Source organism: Streptomyces sp. NPDC043726, from assembly GCF_056436565.1.
The window spans coordinates 23,930-38,705 of record NZ_JBWKCI010000003.1 but is presented as its reverse complement, the minus strand read 5'-3'; the positions used below and the strand labels follow the sequence as shown (position 1 = coordinate 38,705).

The window sequence follows — 14,776 nt, the reverse complement described above, 5'->3', positions numbered from 1 at the left end:
CGCTGTTCCGGCGTACGACTCTCATTCTTGAGTCGTACGCCCTTTTTGTTCCTGTTTGTCGCTGAAAGCGCACGTCCGCCAGGCCAATCCCGGCATCTCCCACTATTGTGCTGAGCTGTGCCTCGCCCATTGGGAGAACTCGAAGACGCGGTCATGACGCGGGTGTGGAAGTGGAACCGCCCGGTGACGGTTCGAGAAGTCCTCGAAGATCTGCAGCAGGAACGGTCCATCGCGTACACGACGGTCATGACCGTTTTGGACAATCTTCATCAGAAGGGCTGGGTCCGGCGGGAAGCCGAAGGCCGGGCCTATAGGTATGAGGCCGTGTCCACTCGGGCCGCTTACGCCGCCGCCCTGATGAACGACGCTTGGTCGCAGAGCGACAACCCCGCCGCCGCCCTCGTCGCCTTCTTCGGCATGATGAGCGAGGAACAGCGAACAGCCCTCCGGGACGCGGTGCGCATCGTTCAAGGGCCGGAAGAAGCCGCGCAAGGGGATAGCGGTTCGGATACGGCCGCCGAGAACCCCGGCTCGGCGCCGGAGGCCGACGAGCGATAGCGTCCGCTCATGTCCGCACAGAGCTCCCCGGCAGAGAGCCCCGAAGTCACCGCAAAAGCCCTCACCGTCCGACGGGCCCGCACCAGCGATGTCCCCGCGGTGCGCCGGCTCCTTGACGCGTACGTCCGCGGCGGCATCCTGCTCGACAAAGCCATGGTGACGCTTTACGAGGACATCCAGGAGTTCTGGGTCGCGGAACGTGACGACAACGCGGAGGTCGTCGGCTGCGGCGCCCTGCACGTGATGTGGGAAGACCTCGCGGAAGTCCGCACTCTCGCCGTGAAGCCGGGACTGAAGGGCGCGGGTGTCGGTCACCACTTGCTGGAGAAGTTGCTGCAGACCGCGCGTTGGCTGGGTGTTCGCCGGGTATTCTGCCTGACCTTCGAAGTGGACTTCTTCGCCAAGCACGGCTTCGTCGAGATCGGCGAGACACCCGTGGACACCGATGTCTACGCCGAGCTGATGCGTTCCTATGACGAGGGCGTCGCGGAGTTCCTCGGTCTCGAACGAGTGAAACCGAACACCTTGGGCAACAGCCGGATGCTTCTGCATCTGTGATCGCCGGCCAATCGGACCGCCCCAGTGCCCTATGTCCGAAACGCGCATGTTTCCGGGCCGGGAGACGGCTGTGGGTCTCTCCCAGGGGTTTGTGTTTTTCCAGCAAAAGCGGTTTGCTTTCCGACGTACTGCAGTACTGCATATAACAGGGGGACGGCGAAACGGCGGGACGCCGCAGACCCCAGCCCTCAAGTTATCGATGAAAGGAAATCCGGTGGCACAGAAGGTTCAGGTCCTTCTTGTCGACGACCTCGACGGCGGCGAGGCGGACGAGACCGTGACGTTCGCGCTGGACGGCAAGACGTACGAGATCGATCTCACGACCGCCAATGCGGACAAGCTCCGTGGCCTTCTCGAGCCTTACGTGAAGGGTGGTCGTCGTACCGGAGGCCGTGCATCGGGTGGGCGTGGAAAGGCGCGTGCCGCTGCCGGCGGCAGCCAGGACACCGCCCAGATCCGCGCGTGGGCGAAGGAGAACGGTTACGAGGTCAACGACCGCGGCCGTGTTCCCGCGTCCATTCGTGAGGCCTACGAGAAGGCCAACGGCTGAGCGCACGCGCGGCGCAGCCGCAGCCGGTGGCATTGCGTGGCCACCGTGTCCACGAGACGTACGAGATCGGGGGCGCCCCCACCGCCCCCCAAGGCCGACAGCGTCGGCAGCGAGGCCTCGACCTCGCACCCCGGCTCGGGGGGCCGCAGCCATACGGCGGCCCCCTGCGGCATGCCCGTACGGCCCAGGGGGAGCGGCCGCCCGTCCGCCGCCCCGAAGCCTGCCCGGTGCGGATCGGGCGCTTCCATGACGCCGCCCTCGCCGGTCGCCGTGAGATCGAGGGCCAGCGCGCCCCACTCCAGCCAGGCCAGCAGCCCCGGCAGCTCCTCCGCGCTGCCCGCGGCCACCAGCAGCAGCAGCCGCTCGCCCCGGGCGGCCACCGGCGTCGCCGGCGCCAGATGGCGCAGGGCCGCCCGGCCCGCCTCGGCCGGCACGTCCAGGACGTCGAAGCGCAGGCCCAGCCGCAGCCCCGGCGGATCCCCGGGCACCGTCGCCCATCCCAGTTCGTTCTCGTACCACCGGCGGACCTGATCGCTCGGATCACCCGGATCCAGCGGCCGCCGGGGGAGCGGGAACCCGGAGACCGGGGGGAGGGTGCCAACCATGCCAAGTGCAACCGCCGAAAGAACGCGCGGGTTACGCTGTGTGTTCTTACGCATGCGAAGAGTGTCGACGGAGGGGGCGTGCGGGGGTGCGGGGAGGCGCGAGGTTGTTCGCCCGTAGCGGAGCCGACAGGGGTGCGCGGCATGGACTGTCAGTGACAGCGGGTAAGACATCCCTAGTGGGAGGGGGCGACACGCAGGACAGGGCGTCTCACGTTCGCCATCGGCGTACTGGCGAAGCGGGTAACTGCCTGGCCTGCGGGAACATCGTCTCGCACCATCGGGTTGGAGCAGATGTCGGCGTTCGGGGTCAGGAGGCCATCGACGGTGTCGGCAGTTGGAATGAGCGGTCCCCGCTTGCGGGACTAAGCTGCGGAAGGACAGGGAGGGGAAGTTCCCCCCACTGCCTGACCGCTCTGAGGAGCGATTAACGATGTTCGAGAGGTTCACCGACCGCGCGCGGCGGGTTGTCGTCCTGGCTCAGGAAGAAGCCCGGATGCTCAACCACAACTACATCGGCACCGAGCACATCCTCCTGGGCCTGATCCACGAGGGTGAGGGTGTCGCCGCCAAGGCCCTTGAGAGCCTCGGGATTTCGCTCGAGGCGGTCCGCCAGCAGGTGGAGGAGATCATCGGGCAGGGCCAGCAGGCCCCGTCCGGGCACATTCCCTTCACCCCCCGTGCCAAGAAGGTCCTGGAGCTGTCGCTCCGCGAGGCCCTTCAGCTGGGCCACAACTACATCGGCACGGAGCACATCCTGCTCGGCCTGATCCGTGAGGGCGAGGGGGTCGCCGCCCAGGTCCTGGTCAAGCTGGGCGCAGATCTGAACCGGGTGCGGCAGCAGGTGATCCAGCTGCTCTCCGGTTACCAGGGCAAGGAGACCGCCACCGCCGGCGGGCCTGCCGAGGGCACCCCCTCGACGTCCCTGGTCCTCGACCAGTTCGGCCGGAACCTCACCCAGGCCGCTCGTGAGTCCAAGCTCGACCCGGTCATCGGGCGCGAGAAGGAGATCGAGCGGGTCATGCAGGTGCTGTCCCGCCGTACCAAGAACAACCCGGTCCTGATCGGTGAGCCCGGCGTCGGCAAGACCGCCGTCGTCGAGGGCCTCGCCCAGGCCATCGTCAAGGGCGAGGTGCCCGAGACCCTCAAGGACAAGCACCTCTACACCCTCGACCTCGGCGCCCTGGTCGCCGGCTCCCGCTACCGCGGTGACTTCGAGGAGCGCCTGAAGAAGGTGCTCAAGGAGATCCGCACCCGCGGCGACATCATCCTGTTCATCGACGAGCTCCACACGCTGGTCGGTGCGGGTGCCGCCGAGGGCGCCATCGACGCGGCCTCCATCCTGAAGCCGATGCTGGCCCGCGGTGAGCTGCAGACCATCGGTGCCACCACCCTGGACGAGTACCGCAAGCACCTCGAGAAGGACGCGGCCCTCGAGCGCCGCTTCCAGCCCATCCAGGTCGCCGAGCCGTCCCTGCCGCACACGATCGAGATCCTCAAGGGTCTGCGCGACCGGTACGAGGCGCACCACCGCGTCTCCATCACCGACGAGGCGCTGGTCCAGGCCGCCACCCTGGCCGACCGGTACATCTCGGACCGCTTCCTGCCGGACAAGGCGATCGACCTGATCGACGAGGCCGGTTCCCGGATGCGCATCCGCCGGATGACCGCGCCGCCGGACCTGCGCGAGTTCGACGAGAAGATCGCCGGTGTCCGCCGGGACAAGGAGTCCGCGATCGACTCGCAGGACTTCGAGAAGGCCGCCTCCCTGCGCGACAAGGAGAAGCAGCTCCTGGCCGCCAAGGCCAAGCGGGAGAAGGAGTGGAAGGCCGGCGACATGGACGTCGTCGCGGAGGTCGACGGCGAGCTGATCGCCGAGGTCCTCGCGACCGCCACCGGCATCCCGGTCTTCAAGCTGACCGAGGAGGAGTCCTCGCGCCTGCTGCGCATGGAGGACGAGCTCCACAAGCGGGTCATCGGCCAGAAGGACGCCGTCAAGGCGCTCTCGAAGGCGATCCGCCGTACGCGCGCCGGTCTGAAGGACCCCAAGCGTCCCGGTGGTTCGTTCATCTTCGCCGGTCCGTCCGGTGTCGGTAAGACCGAGCTGTCCAAGGCGCTCGCCGAGTTCCTCTTCGGCGACGAGGACGCGCTGATCTCCCTCGACATGTCGGAGTTCAGCGAGAAACACACGGTCTCCCGGCTCTTCGGTTCGCCCCCCGGCTACGTGGGCTACGAGGAGGGCGGCCAGCTGACCGAGAAGGTCCGCCGCAAGCCGTTCTCCGTGGTCCTCTTCGACGAGGTCGAGAAGGCCCACCCGGACATCTTCAACTCGCTGCTGCAGATCCTGGAGGACGGTCGGCTGACCGACTCCCAGGGCCGGGTCGTGGACTTCAAGAACACGGTCATCATCATGACGACCAACCTCGGCACCCGGGACATCTCCAAGGGCTTCAACCTGGGCTTCGCGGCCCAGGGCGACACGAAGTCCAACTACGAGCGCATGAAGAACAAGGTCTCGGACGAGCTCAAGCAGCACTTCCGGCCCGAGTTCCTCAACCGCGTCGACGACGTGGTCGTCTTCCCGCAGCTGACCCAGGACGACATCCTCGCGATCGTCGACCTGATGATCGGCAAGGTGGACGAGCGCCTGAAGGACCGGGACATGGGCATCGAGCTCTCCCAGTCCGCCAAGGAGCTGCTGTCCAAGAAGGGTTACGACCCGGTGCTGGGTGCGCGTCCGCTGCGTCGCACCATCCAGCGCGAGATCGAGGACTCGCTCTCGGAGAAGATCCTCTTCGGCGAGCTGCGTCCCGGTCACATCGTGGTCGTGGACACCGAGGGCGAGGGTGACTCCGCCACCTTCACCTTCCGCGGCGAGGAGAAGTCGGCGCTGCCCGACGTCCCGCCGATCGAGCAGGCGGCCGGCGGTGCCGGACCGAACCTGAGCAAGGAGGCGTAAGCCTCGGCGGAAAGGGGCCGGTGCTCTCAGCACCGGCCCCTTTCGCATGCCCTGCGCGGATCTACGACAGCTGGCCGTCGTAGTCCGGCAGCTTGTACGTCTTCTCCGCGTGGCCGCCCGACAGGTCGGTCGCGCTGTTGCCGATGTTCGCGATGATCGTGTAGCCCTTGTTCTCGATGTCGACGCGCTGGGCCGTCTTGTAGTCGCCGACGTTCTTGAACAGGTCGAAGAAGCCGCGGACGTAGAGCCCGGCGACCTTGTAGCCGCGGTACTTGAGGTTGTAGTCCGTGACCGAGTAGATGATGCCCGGGCGGGCCGTCACGAAGAACAGGGCGACGCCGTGCTCCTGGGCGTACTGGGCGACCTCCCGGACCGGCTGGTTCGCCGGCTGGGGGTAGCTGAAGCCGAAGTCGGTCTCCAGCGTGGTGTTGTCGATGTCGAACACGATCGCCTGCTTCTCGCCCGGCTTGGTGTTCGCGATCCGCTGCTTCAGCTGGGGCAGCGCCTGGTCCATGACGAGTCGGCAGTCCTTCTGCCAGGTGTCGTAGTCGACGTCCGCCGTGGCGGCGGCGGTCGCGATCGTCGTCACGGCGGTGGTCGGCGCGGCCTGGGCGGGGCCGGTGACGGCGACGAGAGCGGCGGCTGCGGCGGCGGTCGTGCCCATGCGGAGCGCCCAGGGGCGTCGGGTGGTCATGTGTGTGGGGGTCCCTTCGCGAACGGCCAGCGTGTCGTGTGCATGTTCGTCGAGCTGGGTGGCGCGAGGGAAACCGTAGGGTTACTGAACGGTAGGTGGCCAGAGGTGTGCGTCACACGACGCGGCGGATTCTTTCGAAGGCGCGGTTCGCCGGGAGGCCGGCGAGGACGTCCTCGGGGATCTCGGTGACGTCCGGGGCGTGCACGACGGTGACCGAGCGCAGGCCGGGGAACAGGGCGGGGACGGCCGTGAAGTCCTCGGTGCCCTGGACGTTGTTGAGCCGCAGATGGGTGACCCCGGGCAGGGGCGGGCCCGGCCAGCCGCCGTTGTGCCGCCAGTCGATGTGCAGATGCCGCAACTCCGGGAGCCGGGCGACCTCTTCGCGGTCGGCGGGCGACAGCGCGGTGGTCAGCCTGGCGAGGCTCAGCCGCTTCAGCGAGGGGAAGCGGTGCAGTCCGCGCAGGCCGGTCCGCTCCAGCGCGTGCTTGGTGAAGCGCAGATAACGCAGGCTCAGGTCCCGGGGCAGGGCCTCGTCGAGGGAGTCGCCGTTCAGCGGGATCCCGAGGTCGAGCTGGTCAAGGGTCGGTGAGCCGGAGAGGGCGGAGAGGTCGAGGCCGGCGGGCAGCAGGTCCAGGGAGAGCCAGATCAGCGGAAGGGGCGCCACCGCGGCCAGGCTCTCCAGCCGCGGGCACCTGTTCACATCCAGATAGCTCAGCAGCCGCAGCTCCGACAGACAGCTCAGATCCCGCAGTTCGTGGTTGTCGCGCAGGACCAGCTCGGTCGTCGTGGCGGGGTTGAGGCCGGCGCCGATCACCTCCGGTGCGACCGCGCCGGACAGCTGCACGGAACGCCTGCCGCCGAGCCCGCGCAGAAAGCGCAGCTCGTCGGCCGAGCGGGCGCTGAAGAACAGCCCCTCCTCGGGCAGATGGGCGACGATCTCCTCGCCGTAGCGCCGGGTCGCGAACCGGGACCAGGTCCAGGAGAGCTGGGCGCGCACGTCCAGCCCCGGATGGTTCCGGAACCGGGCCAGCACCGGCAGCGCCGCCTCCGTCCCGATGAGCGAGGCGGTGACCACGACCGCCCGCGCCTGCTCCTCGCTGAGCCCCTCGGGGCCGGGCAGCAGCTCCAGGGCGAGCGGGCCGACCGAGGCCAGGGCGCGGGCCTCCTCCGTGGTCCGGGGCGGGATGAGCGAGGCCGCGTTCCGCTCGACCTCCTCCCGGACCCGGGGATCCAGCTCCGTGGCGTGCTCCAGCGAGGCCAGCGCGAGCAGCCGTATGCGCGCACTGACCGCGCCCTCGGCCCGCTCCGCCGCCGCGCTCAGGTCCCGTAGCAGCTCCGCCCGTTCCCGCGGCCGCGCGTGCGCCACCGCCAGCCGGACCACGTCCGCCCACTGCTCGTCCGCCGCCCCGCGCACCAGCAGTCCGAAGTCGCCGTCCTCCACGGCGGCCTTGGCGCCCAGGTAGTCCTGGAAGGTGCGGTGCGCGAACTCCACGGTCCCCGCGGCCGGTTCGCGCAGCAGACCGCTGCGGACCAGCAGATACCGCAGGATCTGTGCGGCGTCGCCCTGGTCCGCCGCGACCGGCAGCGACGGCAGCACGTCGGCGATGATCCGCTCGGCGCGGTCGCGGTCCAGCTCGGACTGGTTGTTGCGGATCAGCCAGTACGCCAGCCGCTGCAGGAGCTGGATCTGCGGCGGCTCCGTGAGGAACACGCCCCCGGGGACATGGATGTCCCGTTCCTCGTCCCGCCGCGCGAGCAGCATCGACAGGGCCGCGTCGTACAACTCCTTGCGCCCGTGCGGGAGATAGCCGCGCCGGTCCCGGTGCAGGGCGCACAGCAGGCCGCACATCAGGGGGTTGGTGGCGAGCCGCCCGAGGTCCGGCTTGGTGCGCACGGCGTCCAGCAGGGAGCGCCGGTAGCCGTCCAGGCGCTCCGGGTCGGGCGCGTCGGTCCCGGCCGCGGTGTGCCAGCGCTCGATGAACGCGGCCACGTCGTCCTGGCTCATCGGGGTGAGGGCCAGCTCCGTGAAGCCGTCGGCGGCGAGCCAGTCCTCGCGTACGGCGGAGGGGCGGGAGGTGACCAGCCACTGGTTGCCGGGGTAGACGTCGAGCAGCTCGCGCAGCCAGCGCCGGGTGCGCTCCCGCTCCCGCTCGGGGATCTCGTCGATGCCGTCGACCAGCAGCAGCCCGCGTCCGGCGGTCAGCACCCGGTCGGTCCAGCCGTCCGGCTGGCCGGCGTGGAAGGGGACGTGGGCGGCGGACAGGAAGGCGTCCGGGGCCGGCAGGCCGTGCCGGACCAGGGTGCGCAGCGGCAGCACGAAGGGGATCCGGTCGCCGCGCTCGCCGCGGGCCGCGGTGACCGCCAGCCACTGCACGAGCGTGGTCTTGCCGGACCCGGCGACCCCGCGCAGCAGCACCCGGTCGTGCTCGGCGATGGCCTGCTCGGCGGGGAGCGCGTCGGCGGCGGAGGCGAAGCGCGGCCCGCCGGGGCCGGTGGCGCGGTCGTCCTCGGCCGGGCCGAGGGCCTGGAGGCTGAGATAGGCGGCGTCCAGGGGCCAGCGGTCGGGGGAGTCGGCCAGGTCGATGCCGTAGATCGTGAGCTTGCCGTGCCTGGTGGTGACGTACCGCAGATAGCGCCGCTCGAAGACCGTGTCGGTGCCTCCGGTGGGCGGGGTGCGGGCGATCAGCTCGTCGACCTTGGCGATGAGCTCGCGCTGGCGGCGGGACTGTTCGACGAGGGTGCGGGCGACGAAGGCGGAGCGCTGGGTGAAGAAGTGGACGATGTGCAGACAGGCCGTGGCCAGCAGCCGCTCGTAGAACTGTCCGGCGTCGTAGGACAGCTCCCGGTCCGGGTGGCCCGCCGCCTTCCGCAGGCTCGCGGCCAGGGACCCGTGCCCGAGGTCCACCGCCTGTACGTCGGTCATGGTGAGGTCGCCCAGGGCGTACAGGGTGTCGGCGAGGGCGTGCACGACGGCCGGCTCCTCGTCGGCGGGGAGGGGCCGTTCGCCGCCCCCGAGGGCCTGACGGACCAGCTCGGCGGAGAGTTTGTGCAGGTCGGAGCGGTCCAGGGCACGCTTCTCGCCCTTGAAAGAGACGAACCCGGAGATCCGGACCGGCCGGTCGACCAGGGCGGCTCCGGCGGACTCGGTGACGAAGAGCTTCCTGACCAGCGGGACGACCAGCGAGGAGGCCAGCCGGACACCCATGACCGCGGGTTCCATGTCGGCGCCCACTCCTCCCCCGTCGTCACATGAACGCAGGTCAGCGTAGCGCCGGTCACATTCAGGCGTCCCTGGATCTTGGGCACCGGTGACATGGCGCACAGGACGTGCGTCACGTACTAGGAGGAATAGTTGAAACGCCCTTCAGGGCAAAACGGACTTTTGGTCCAGTCCTCCGGTGTCGACTCCGCCAGGATGGGCGTATTCGTCCCAGATGGGGGCTCTGTCAAGGAGGCTGCGGTTTTGGGATTAAGTACTAGTTTCGGTCGTAGATCACACGTTTGAGAGCTGATGGGCGGTGGGGGTACCAAGGACTGGCACCGCCCGGCAGCCGCCTGAGCGCCGGGTGGTTCTCTTGTCCCCGACACCCCGAGGTTCTGATGTCCCAGCGCGTCTCCGTCCGTTCTTCCCGTACGTCCCTGCTCCGCACCCGCGTCGCCGCAGTGGCCGCCGCCCTGGGGGCGACGGTCGTGCTGGGGGCCGGAGTCGCCTCGGCCGCGGAGCCCGCCGCCGCGAAGTCCGTCGCCACCGCCAAGACCGCCACGGCCGCCAAGGCCGCGAAGAAGGCCAAGGCCGTCTCCTGGGTCAAGCCGGTGAAGAAGTACACGAAGTCCGCGAGCTTCGCCGCGAACGGCGCCATGTGGCAGTCCACCCACAGCGGCCAGGACTTCGCCGTCGCCAGCGGCACCCAGGTCTACGCCGCCCACGGCGGCACGGTCGTCAAGGCCGGCTCCAACGGCGCCGGTGACGGCCCCGCCTACGGCAACGCCGTCGTGATCAAGCACGGCAACGGCACGTACTCCCAGTACGCCCACCTGTCGAAGATCCAGGTGAAGGTCGGTCAGATCGTCAAGACCAACCAGAAGATCGCCCTGTCCGGCAACACCGGCAACTCCAGCGGCCCGCACCTGCACTTCGAGATCCGCACGACCGCCAACTACGGCACGGCGATCGACCCGGTGTCCTTCCTGCGCGGCAAGGGCCTGTCGATCTAAGGCTCCTGTGACTTCCGGGCGCCGCCGTGCGCCTGAGTGATCAGATCGATGGCGACCTCCAGGACAGCTGCGCGCTTCTCCTCGGGGTCGCCTTCGAGTTCCTTCAGCACGAACATCCCGGCGTGCATGGTGAACAGCGCGCTGATGCAGCGGACCTGGTCGACCATGTCCGCGCCGGGGTCGATGACGATCTCCCGCATGCCCATCATGCGGTTTTTGAACATCATGCCGATGCTGAGGTCCCGTACCGTCGCCTGGTTCTCCTGCATGAAGCGGAACAGCGGTTCCGCCTCCGCGAGGGCCGCGGCGTAGCGCCGTACGATCTCCTGCTTCGTCTCCAGGGTGTGGGGCTGCTCCCGCCCCCAGGCGACCAGGTCCTCGATCGGCTTCGTCAGATCCTCGAAGAGGCTGACGATGATCTCTTCCTTGGTCTTGAAGTGGTAGTAGAGCGCCGCCTTGGTGACCTCGAGGCGCTCGGCGATCTCGCGCAGCGAGGTCTTCTCGTAGCCCTGCTCGGCGAAGAGTTCGAGCGCCACGTCCTGGATGCGCTGGCGGGTGTCCCCGCGGCGCCGCTGCCTGGTGCCGTCCATGCCGCCCATCCTCGTGGTCCCTCGCGCTTTCCAAAAACTTACTTGACGCCCGGCTAGTTACGCCTCTACTTTCCTGCAGTGTAGACAACTAGCCGGTCGGCAAGTAAGTAGCTGGGGGAGTGGGAGTCATGGCGCAGACGCAGGCCTTGGACGCGGTACCGGAGAAACAGCCCAAGAGTGTTCGGGTCGTGCTCCTCGCGCTCATGATCACGATGATGCTGGCGATGCTCGACAACATGATCATCGGTACGGCGATGCCGACGATCGTGGGTGAGCTGGGCGGCCTCGAACACCTCTCCTGGGTGGTCACCGCCTACACCCTCGCCACCGCCGCCTCCACCCCGCTGTGGGGCAAGCTCGGCGACATGTACGGCCGCAAGGGCGTCTTCATGTCCTCGATCGTGCTCTTCCTGCTCGGCTCCGCGCTCAGCGGCATGGCCCAGGACATGGGCCAGCTCATCGGCTTCCGCGCGGTGCAGGGACTCGGCGCCGGCGGACTCATGGTCGGTGTGATGGCGATCATCGGCGACCTCATCCCGCCCCGGGAGCGCGGCAAGTACCAGGGCATGATGGCCGGCGTCATGGCGCTCGCGATGATCGGCGGTCCGCTGGTCGGCGGCACCATCACCGACCACTGGGGCTGGCGCTGGGCCTTCTACATCAACCTGCCGCTCGGCATCGTCGCCCTCGCCGCGATCAGCGCCGTGCTGCACCTGCCGAAGAAGCGGTCCGAGGCCCGTATCGACTACCTCGGCGCCGGGCTGCTGACCGTCGGCATCACCGCGATCGTGCTGGTCACCACCTGGGGCGGCACGGAGTACGCCTGGACCTCCGCGCGGATCATGGAGCTGATCGGCATCGGCGTCGCCGCGCTGGTCGGGTTCGTGTTCTGGCAGACCAAGGCCGCCGAGCCGGTGCTGCCGCTGCACATCTTCCGCAGCCGCAACTTCACCCTGATGTCGGTCATCGGCTTCATGGTCGGCTTCGTGATGTTCGGCGCCACGCTCTTCCTGCCGCTGTACCAGCAGTCCGTGCAGGGCGCGTCCGCCACCAACTCCGGGCTGCTGCTCCTGCCGATGCTCGGCGCGATGCTGGTGACCTCGATGGTCGCGGGCCGGGTGACCACCAACTCCGGCCGCTACTACGTCTTCCCGGTGGCCGGCAGCGTCCTCATGGTGATCGGCCTGTACCTGCTGTCCACGATGGACACCGGGACCTCGCGGCTGACCTCCGGCGTGTACATGGCCGTGGTCGGACTCGGCATGGGCTGTCTGATGCAGATCACCATGCTGGTCGCGCAGAACAGCGTGGAGATGAAGGACATGGGCGTCGCGTCCTCCTCCACCACCCTCTTCCGCACCCTCGGCTCCTCCTTCGGTGTCGCGATCATGGGCGCGCTGTTCAACAGCCGGGTCCAGGACGTCATGGCCGAGCGGGGCGGGGAGCTCGGCTCCAGGATGACCGAGCAGTCCGCGCAGCTGGACGCGGCGAGCCTGGCGAAGCTGCCGGAGGCGGTTCGCGAGGCCTACCAGCACGCGGTGTCCGCGGGCACCCACTCCGCCTTCCTGCTGGGCGCCGCGGTGACGGTGATCGCACTGGTCGCGGCGGTGTTCGTGAAGGAGGTCCCGCTGAAGGGGGCGGGACCGAAGCCCGAGGACGGGGCCGGAGCGCCGAAGGCGCCGGTGGCGGAGACCGTCTGATCCGGTTCGACGGCGGCCTTGTGCAGCGGGCCCTCGCAGGTGGTGCGCGTCGATGTCAGTGGCGCGTGCCACCATCGGCCGTATGGACAGGACCCGGCAGCTGCGGCTGGCCAAGGACGCGATGGACCGGGACTGGGCGGACCCCGGTCTCGACCTCGACACCGTGGCCGCGCACGCCGGGTACTCCCGCTTCCATTTCGTACGGGCCTTCAAGGCGTCGTACGGCGAGACCCCCGGCCAGTACCTGACGCACCGCCGGATCGAGCGGGCGAAGGAGATGCTCCGGGGCGCCGACCTGACCGTCACGGAGATCTGCCATCTGGTCGGCTTCAGCAGCCTCGGCACCTTCTCGGCCCGCTTCAAGACGCGGACCGGGCTCTCCCCGAGCGAGTACCGCAGCAGGTACGTCCGCGCCGGTGCCTCGCTCATACCCGGCTGCTACGCCATGCTCTGGGCCGGCGGTTTCCCCCGGACGAGCTCCGCAACATCGGAGAAGCGCCCCGGGTCCGCCCCTGCCTACGGTGACCGGGAAAGCAGCCCGCAGGACAGGAGAGCGGAACCATGATCAAGGGCCTGGGCATCACCACCGTGTGGACCTTCGACCAGCAGCGCACGAAGGCCTTCTTCACGGAGAAGCTCGACTTCGAGGTGCGCAGCGAGGTCGCGATGGGCGACATGCGCTGGGTGACCGTCGGCGCCAAGGACCAGCCGGACGTGGAGCTGGCGCTGATGAGCCTGGACGGACCCGGTCTCGACCCCGAGTCCTCGCAGGCGCTCAAGACGCTGGTCGGCAAGGGCGTCATCGGCGCGGGCGCCTTCCGCACGGACGACTGCCGAGCGGACTGGGCGACCTTCACCGCACGCGGGGTCGAGTTCATCCAGGAGCCGCAGGAACGGCCGTACGGCATCGAGGCGATCTTCCGCGACGACAACGGCAACTGGTACTCGCTGACGGAGCGGAGCGAGGAGCTGGACATGGGCAAGGAGTTCTAGCCCAAGGGGCCCGGACTCCTACGGCAGCATCGGGTAGCTGCCGGTGTTCGTCGGCGCGTGCTCCGGCAGCCACAGCACCGCCACCGCCCCCTCCGCCGGGACGCCCTCCGGCGCGCCCGCCGGGCGGATGTTGCGGAAGGTCAGGCGGGCGCCCAGCACCCGCGCCTGACCTGCCGCGATGGTCAGCCCCAGGCCGTGCCCGCGCCCCGCGCGGTCGCTGCTGCCGGTGCGGAAGCGGCTCGGGCCCTCCGCGAGGAGCGCCTCGGGGAAACCGGGGCCGTGGTCACGGACCCGGATGACCCGGCCCTCGACGGTGACCTCGATCGGCGGCTTGCCGTGCCGGGAGGCGTTGGCCAGCAGATTGAACAGCACCCGCTCCAGGCGCCGGGGGTCGGTGGTGACCTCCGACTCGTGCACCACCCGTACCTCGACGTCCGGGTCCTTCGCCGCCACCCGCCGGGTGATGAACTCGCCCAGCATGATGTCCTGCAGCTCGGCCCGCTCCGAGGCGCTGTCGAGCCTGGCCACCTCCAGGACGTCCTCCACCAGCGTGCGCATCGCCTTCGCCCGGTCCAGGACCAGTTCGGTCGGCCGCCCCGGCGGCAGCAGCTCGGCCGCGGTCAGCAGACCGGTGACCGGAGTGCGCAGCTCGTGCGCGATGTCGGCGGTGACCCGGCGCTCGGCCTCCAGCCGCTGCTGGAGCGCGTCCGCCATGGCGTCCACGGCCCGCGCCAGGTCGTCGGTCTCGTCCCGGACGACTCCGCCGATCGCCTCCCGCACCCGTACGTCCGGCTCGCCCTTGGCGACTTGCCCCGCCGCGACCGCCGCCTTGCGCAGCCGGCGCGACATCTGACCGCCGATCAGCACGCCGATCGCGCTGCCGCCGAGGACGACCGCGATGGAACCGATCACCAGGGCCTGGTCGAGGTCCTTGAGGATGTCGGTGCTGCGGTCGGTGAACCCGGTGTGCAGCGACAGCACATGCCCGTCCTGCACCGGTACGGCCGCCCATATGTCGGGCCCGCCGCCGGGTGAGTCGGTGACGTACGTCGCCCGCCGCCCCTCCCGCACCTTCTCCCGCAGGGGTGCCGGCAGGTCGGGGTCGTCGACCTTGACGTTGGGGAAGTTCGGCCGCGCGGACAGCTCGTAGTTGCGCTGCGCTATCTTGATCCGCTCGTCGGCGAGATCGCGGGCGTTGTCCAGCATCGAGACCCGCGCCGCGTTGTGCACGACCAGGCTGAGCGCGACCGCCACCAGCGCGCCGACCAGCGCGATGGCCGCGCTGAGCTTCCACTTCAGCCCGGTACGAATGTCGGCCGCGCGGATGTCCGCGCGGCGCCAGGTGATCCCCCGCATG

Annotated in this window: 13 protein-coding genes; 8 read left to right on the top strand and 5 right to left on the bottom strand. The window is 69.3% G+C overall.

What is annotated here, in order from left to right; translation table 11 throughout:
• Positions 1–117 precede the first annotated feature (117 nt).
• The 3 genes from AC068Z_RS09135 to AC068Z_RS09125 all read left to right on the top strand — a co-directional run bounded on the left by AC068Z_RS09135 (position 118) and on the right by AC068Z_RS09125 (position 1,666).
• Positions 118–558, top strand: a complete 441-nt coding sequence (locus AC068Z_RS09135) for a BlaI/MecI/CopY family transcriptional regulator (protein WP_478553849.1) — start codon at positions 118–120, stop codon at positions 556–558.
• 9 nt (positions 559–567) lie between these two features.
• On the top strand, positions 568–1,116 hold the full coding sequence (locus AC068Z_RS09130) for an amino-acid N-acetyltransferase (RefSeq protein ID WP_478553847.1): 549 nt from the start codon (positions 568–570) through the stop codon (positions 1,114–1,116).
• A gap of 214 nt (positions 1,117–1,330) precedes the next feature.
• Positions 1,331–1,666, top strand: coding sequence for a histone-like nucleoid-structuring protein Lsr2 (locus tag AC068Z_RS09125; RefSeq protein ID WP_478553845.1), 336 nt, complete (start codon positions 1,331–1,333; stop codon positions 1,664–1,666).
• Here AC068Z_RS09125 and AC068Z_RS09120 read toward each other — a convergent pair.
• Positions 1,645–2,271, bottom strand: a complete 627-nt coding sequence (locus tag AC068Z_RS09120; protein WP_478553843.1) for an SCO3374 family protein — start codon at positions 2,269–2,271, stop codon at positions 1,645–1,647. The two genes, AC068Z_RS09125 and AC068Z_RS09120, sit on opposite strands and share 22 nt — an antisense overlap.
• Positions 2,272–2,701: 430 nt before the next feature.
• Here AC068Z_RS09120 and AC068Z_RS09115 point away from each other — a divergent pair, with 430 nt between their 5' ends.
• A complete protein-coding gene (locus AC068Z_RS09115; protein ID WP_478553841.1) occupies positions 2,702–5,227 on the top strand; it encodes an ATP-dependent Clp protease ATP-binding subunit in 2,526 nt (841 codons plus the stop codon).
• Positions 5,228–5,288: 61 nt separating this feature from the next.
• Here the strand turns inward: AC068Z_RS09115 and AC068Z_RS09110 are convergent, their stop codons facing one another.
• Both AC068Z_RS09110 and AC068Z_RS09105 read right to left on the bottom strand, forming a co-directional pair.
• Positions 5,289–5,921, bottom strand: coding sequence for an HAD family acid phosphatase (locus AC068Z_RS09110; protein ID WP_478553840.1), 633 nt, complete (start codon positions 5,919–5,921; stop codon positions 5,289–5,291).
• 112 nt (positions 5,922–6,033) lie between these two features.
• Positions 6,034–9,141 (bottom strand): NACHT domain-containing protein, encoded by a 3,108-nt coding sequence (locus AC068Z_RS09105; protein WP_478553839.1) that lies wholly within the window; start codon positions 9,139–9,141, stop codon positions 6,034–6,036.
• Between the two features lie 380 nt (positions 9,142–9,521).
• On the opposite strand from AC068Z_RS09105, the gene AC068Z_RS09100 reads away from it, so the two are divergent.
• Positions 9,522–10,136, top strand: coding sequence for a M23 family metallopeptidase (locus AC068Z_RS09100; RefSeq protein WP_478553837.1), 615 nt, complete (start codon positions 9,522–9,524; stop codon positions 10,134–10,136).
• On the opposite strand, the gene AC068Z_RS09095 is transcribed toward AC068Z_RS09100, so the two are convergent.
• Positions 10,133–10,726: a TetR/AcrR family transcriptional regulator gene (locus AC068Z_RS09095; RefSeq protein WP_478553835.1), complete on the bottom strand. Its 594-nt coding sequence runs from the start codon at positions 10,724–10,726 to the stop codon at positions 10,133–10,135. The genes AC068Z_RS09100 and AC068Z_RS09095 overlap by 4 nt on opposite strands.
• A gap of 128 nt (positions 10,727–10,854) precedes the next feature.
• Between AC068Z_RS09095 and AC068Z_RS09090 the strand changes: the two genes are divergently transcribed.
• From AC068Z_RS09090 to AC068Z_RS09080, 3 genes are all read left to right on the top strand, one after another.
• Entirely contained in the window at positions 10,855–12,426 is a 1,572-nt protein-coding gene (locus tag AC068Z_RS09090) for an MDR family MFS transporter (protein ID WP_478553834.1), read from the top strand.
• Positions 12,427–12,508: 82 nt separating this feature from the next.
• Positions 12,509–12,991: a helix-turn-helix transcriptional regulator gene (locus tag AC068Z_RS09085; RefSeq protein ID WP_478553832.1), complete on the top strand. Its 483-nt coding sequence runs from the start codon at positions 12,509–12,511 to the stop codon at positions 12,989–12,991.
• Positions 12,988–13,419, top strand: coding sequence for a VOC family protein (locus AC068Z_RS09080; RefSeq protein ID WP_478553830.1), 432 nt, complete (start codon positions 12,988–12,990; stop codon positions 13,417–13,419). Before AC068Z_RS09085 ends, AC068Z_RS09080 begins: the two co-directional genes overlap by 4 nt.
• A gap of 18 nt (positions 13,420–13,437) precedes the next feature.
• Here AC068Z_RS09080 and cseC read toward each other — a convergent pair whose 3' ends face one another.
• Positions 13,438–14,775, bottom strand: coding sequence for a two-component system sensor histidine kinase CseC (cseC, locus tag AC068Z_RS09075; protein WP_478553829.1), 1,338 nt, complete (start codon positions 14,773–14,775; stop codon positions 13,438–13,440).
• Position 14,776: the final 1 nt, after the last annotated feature.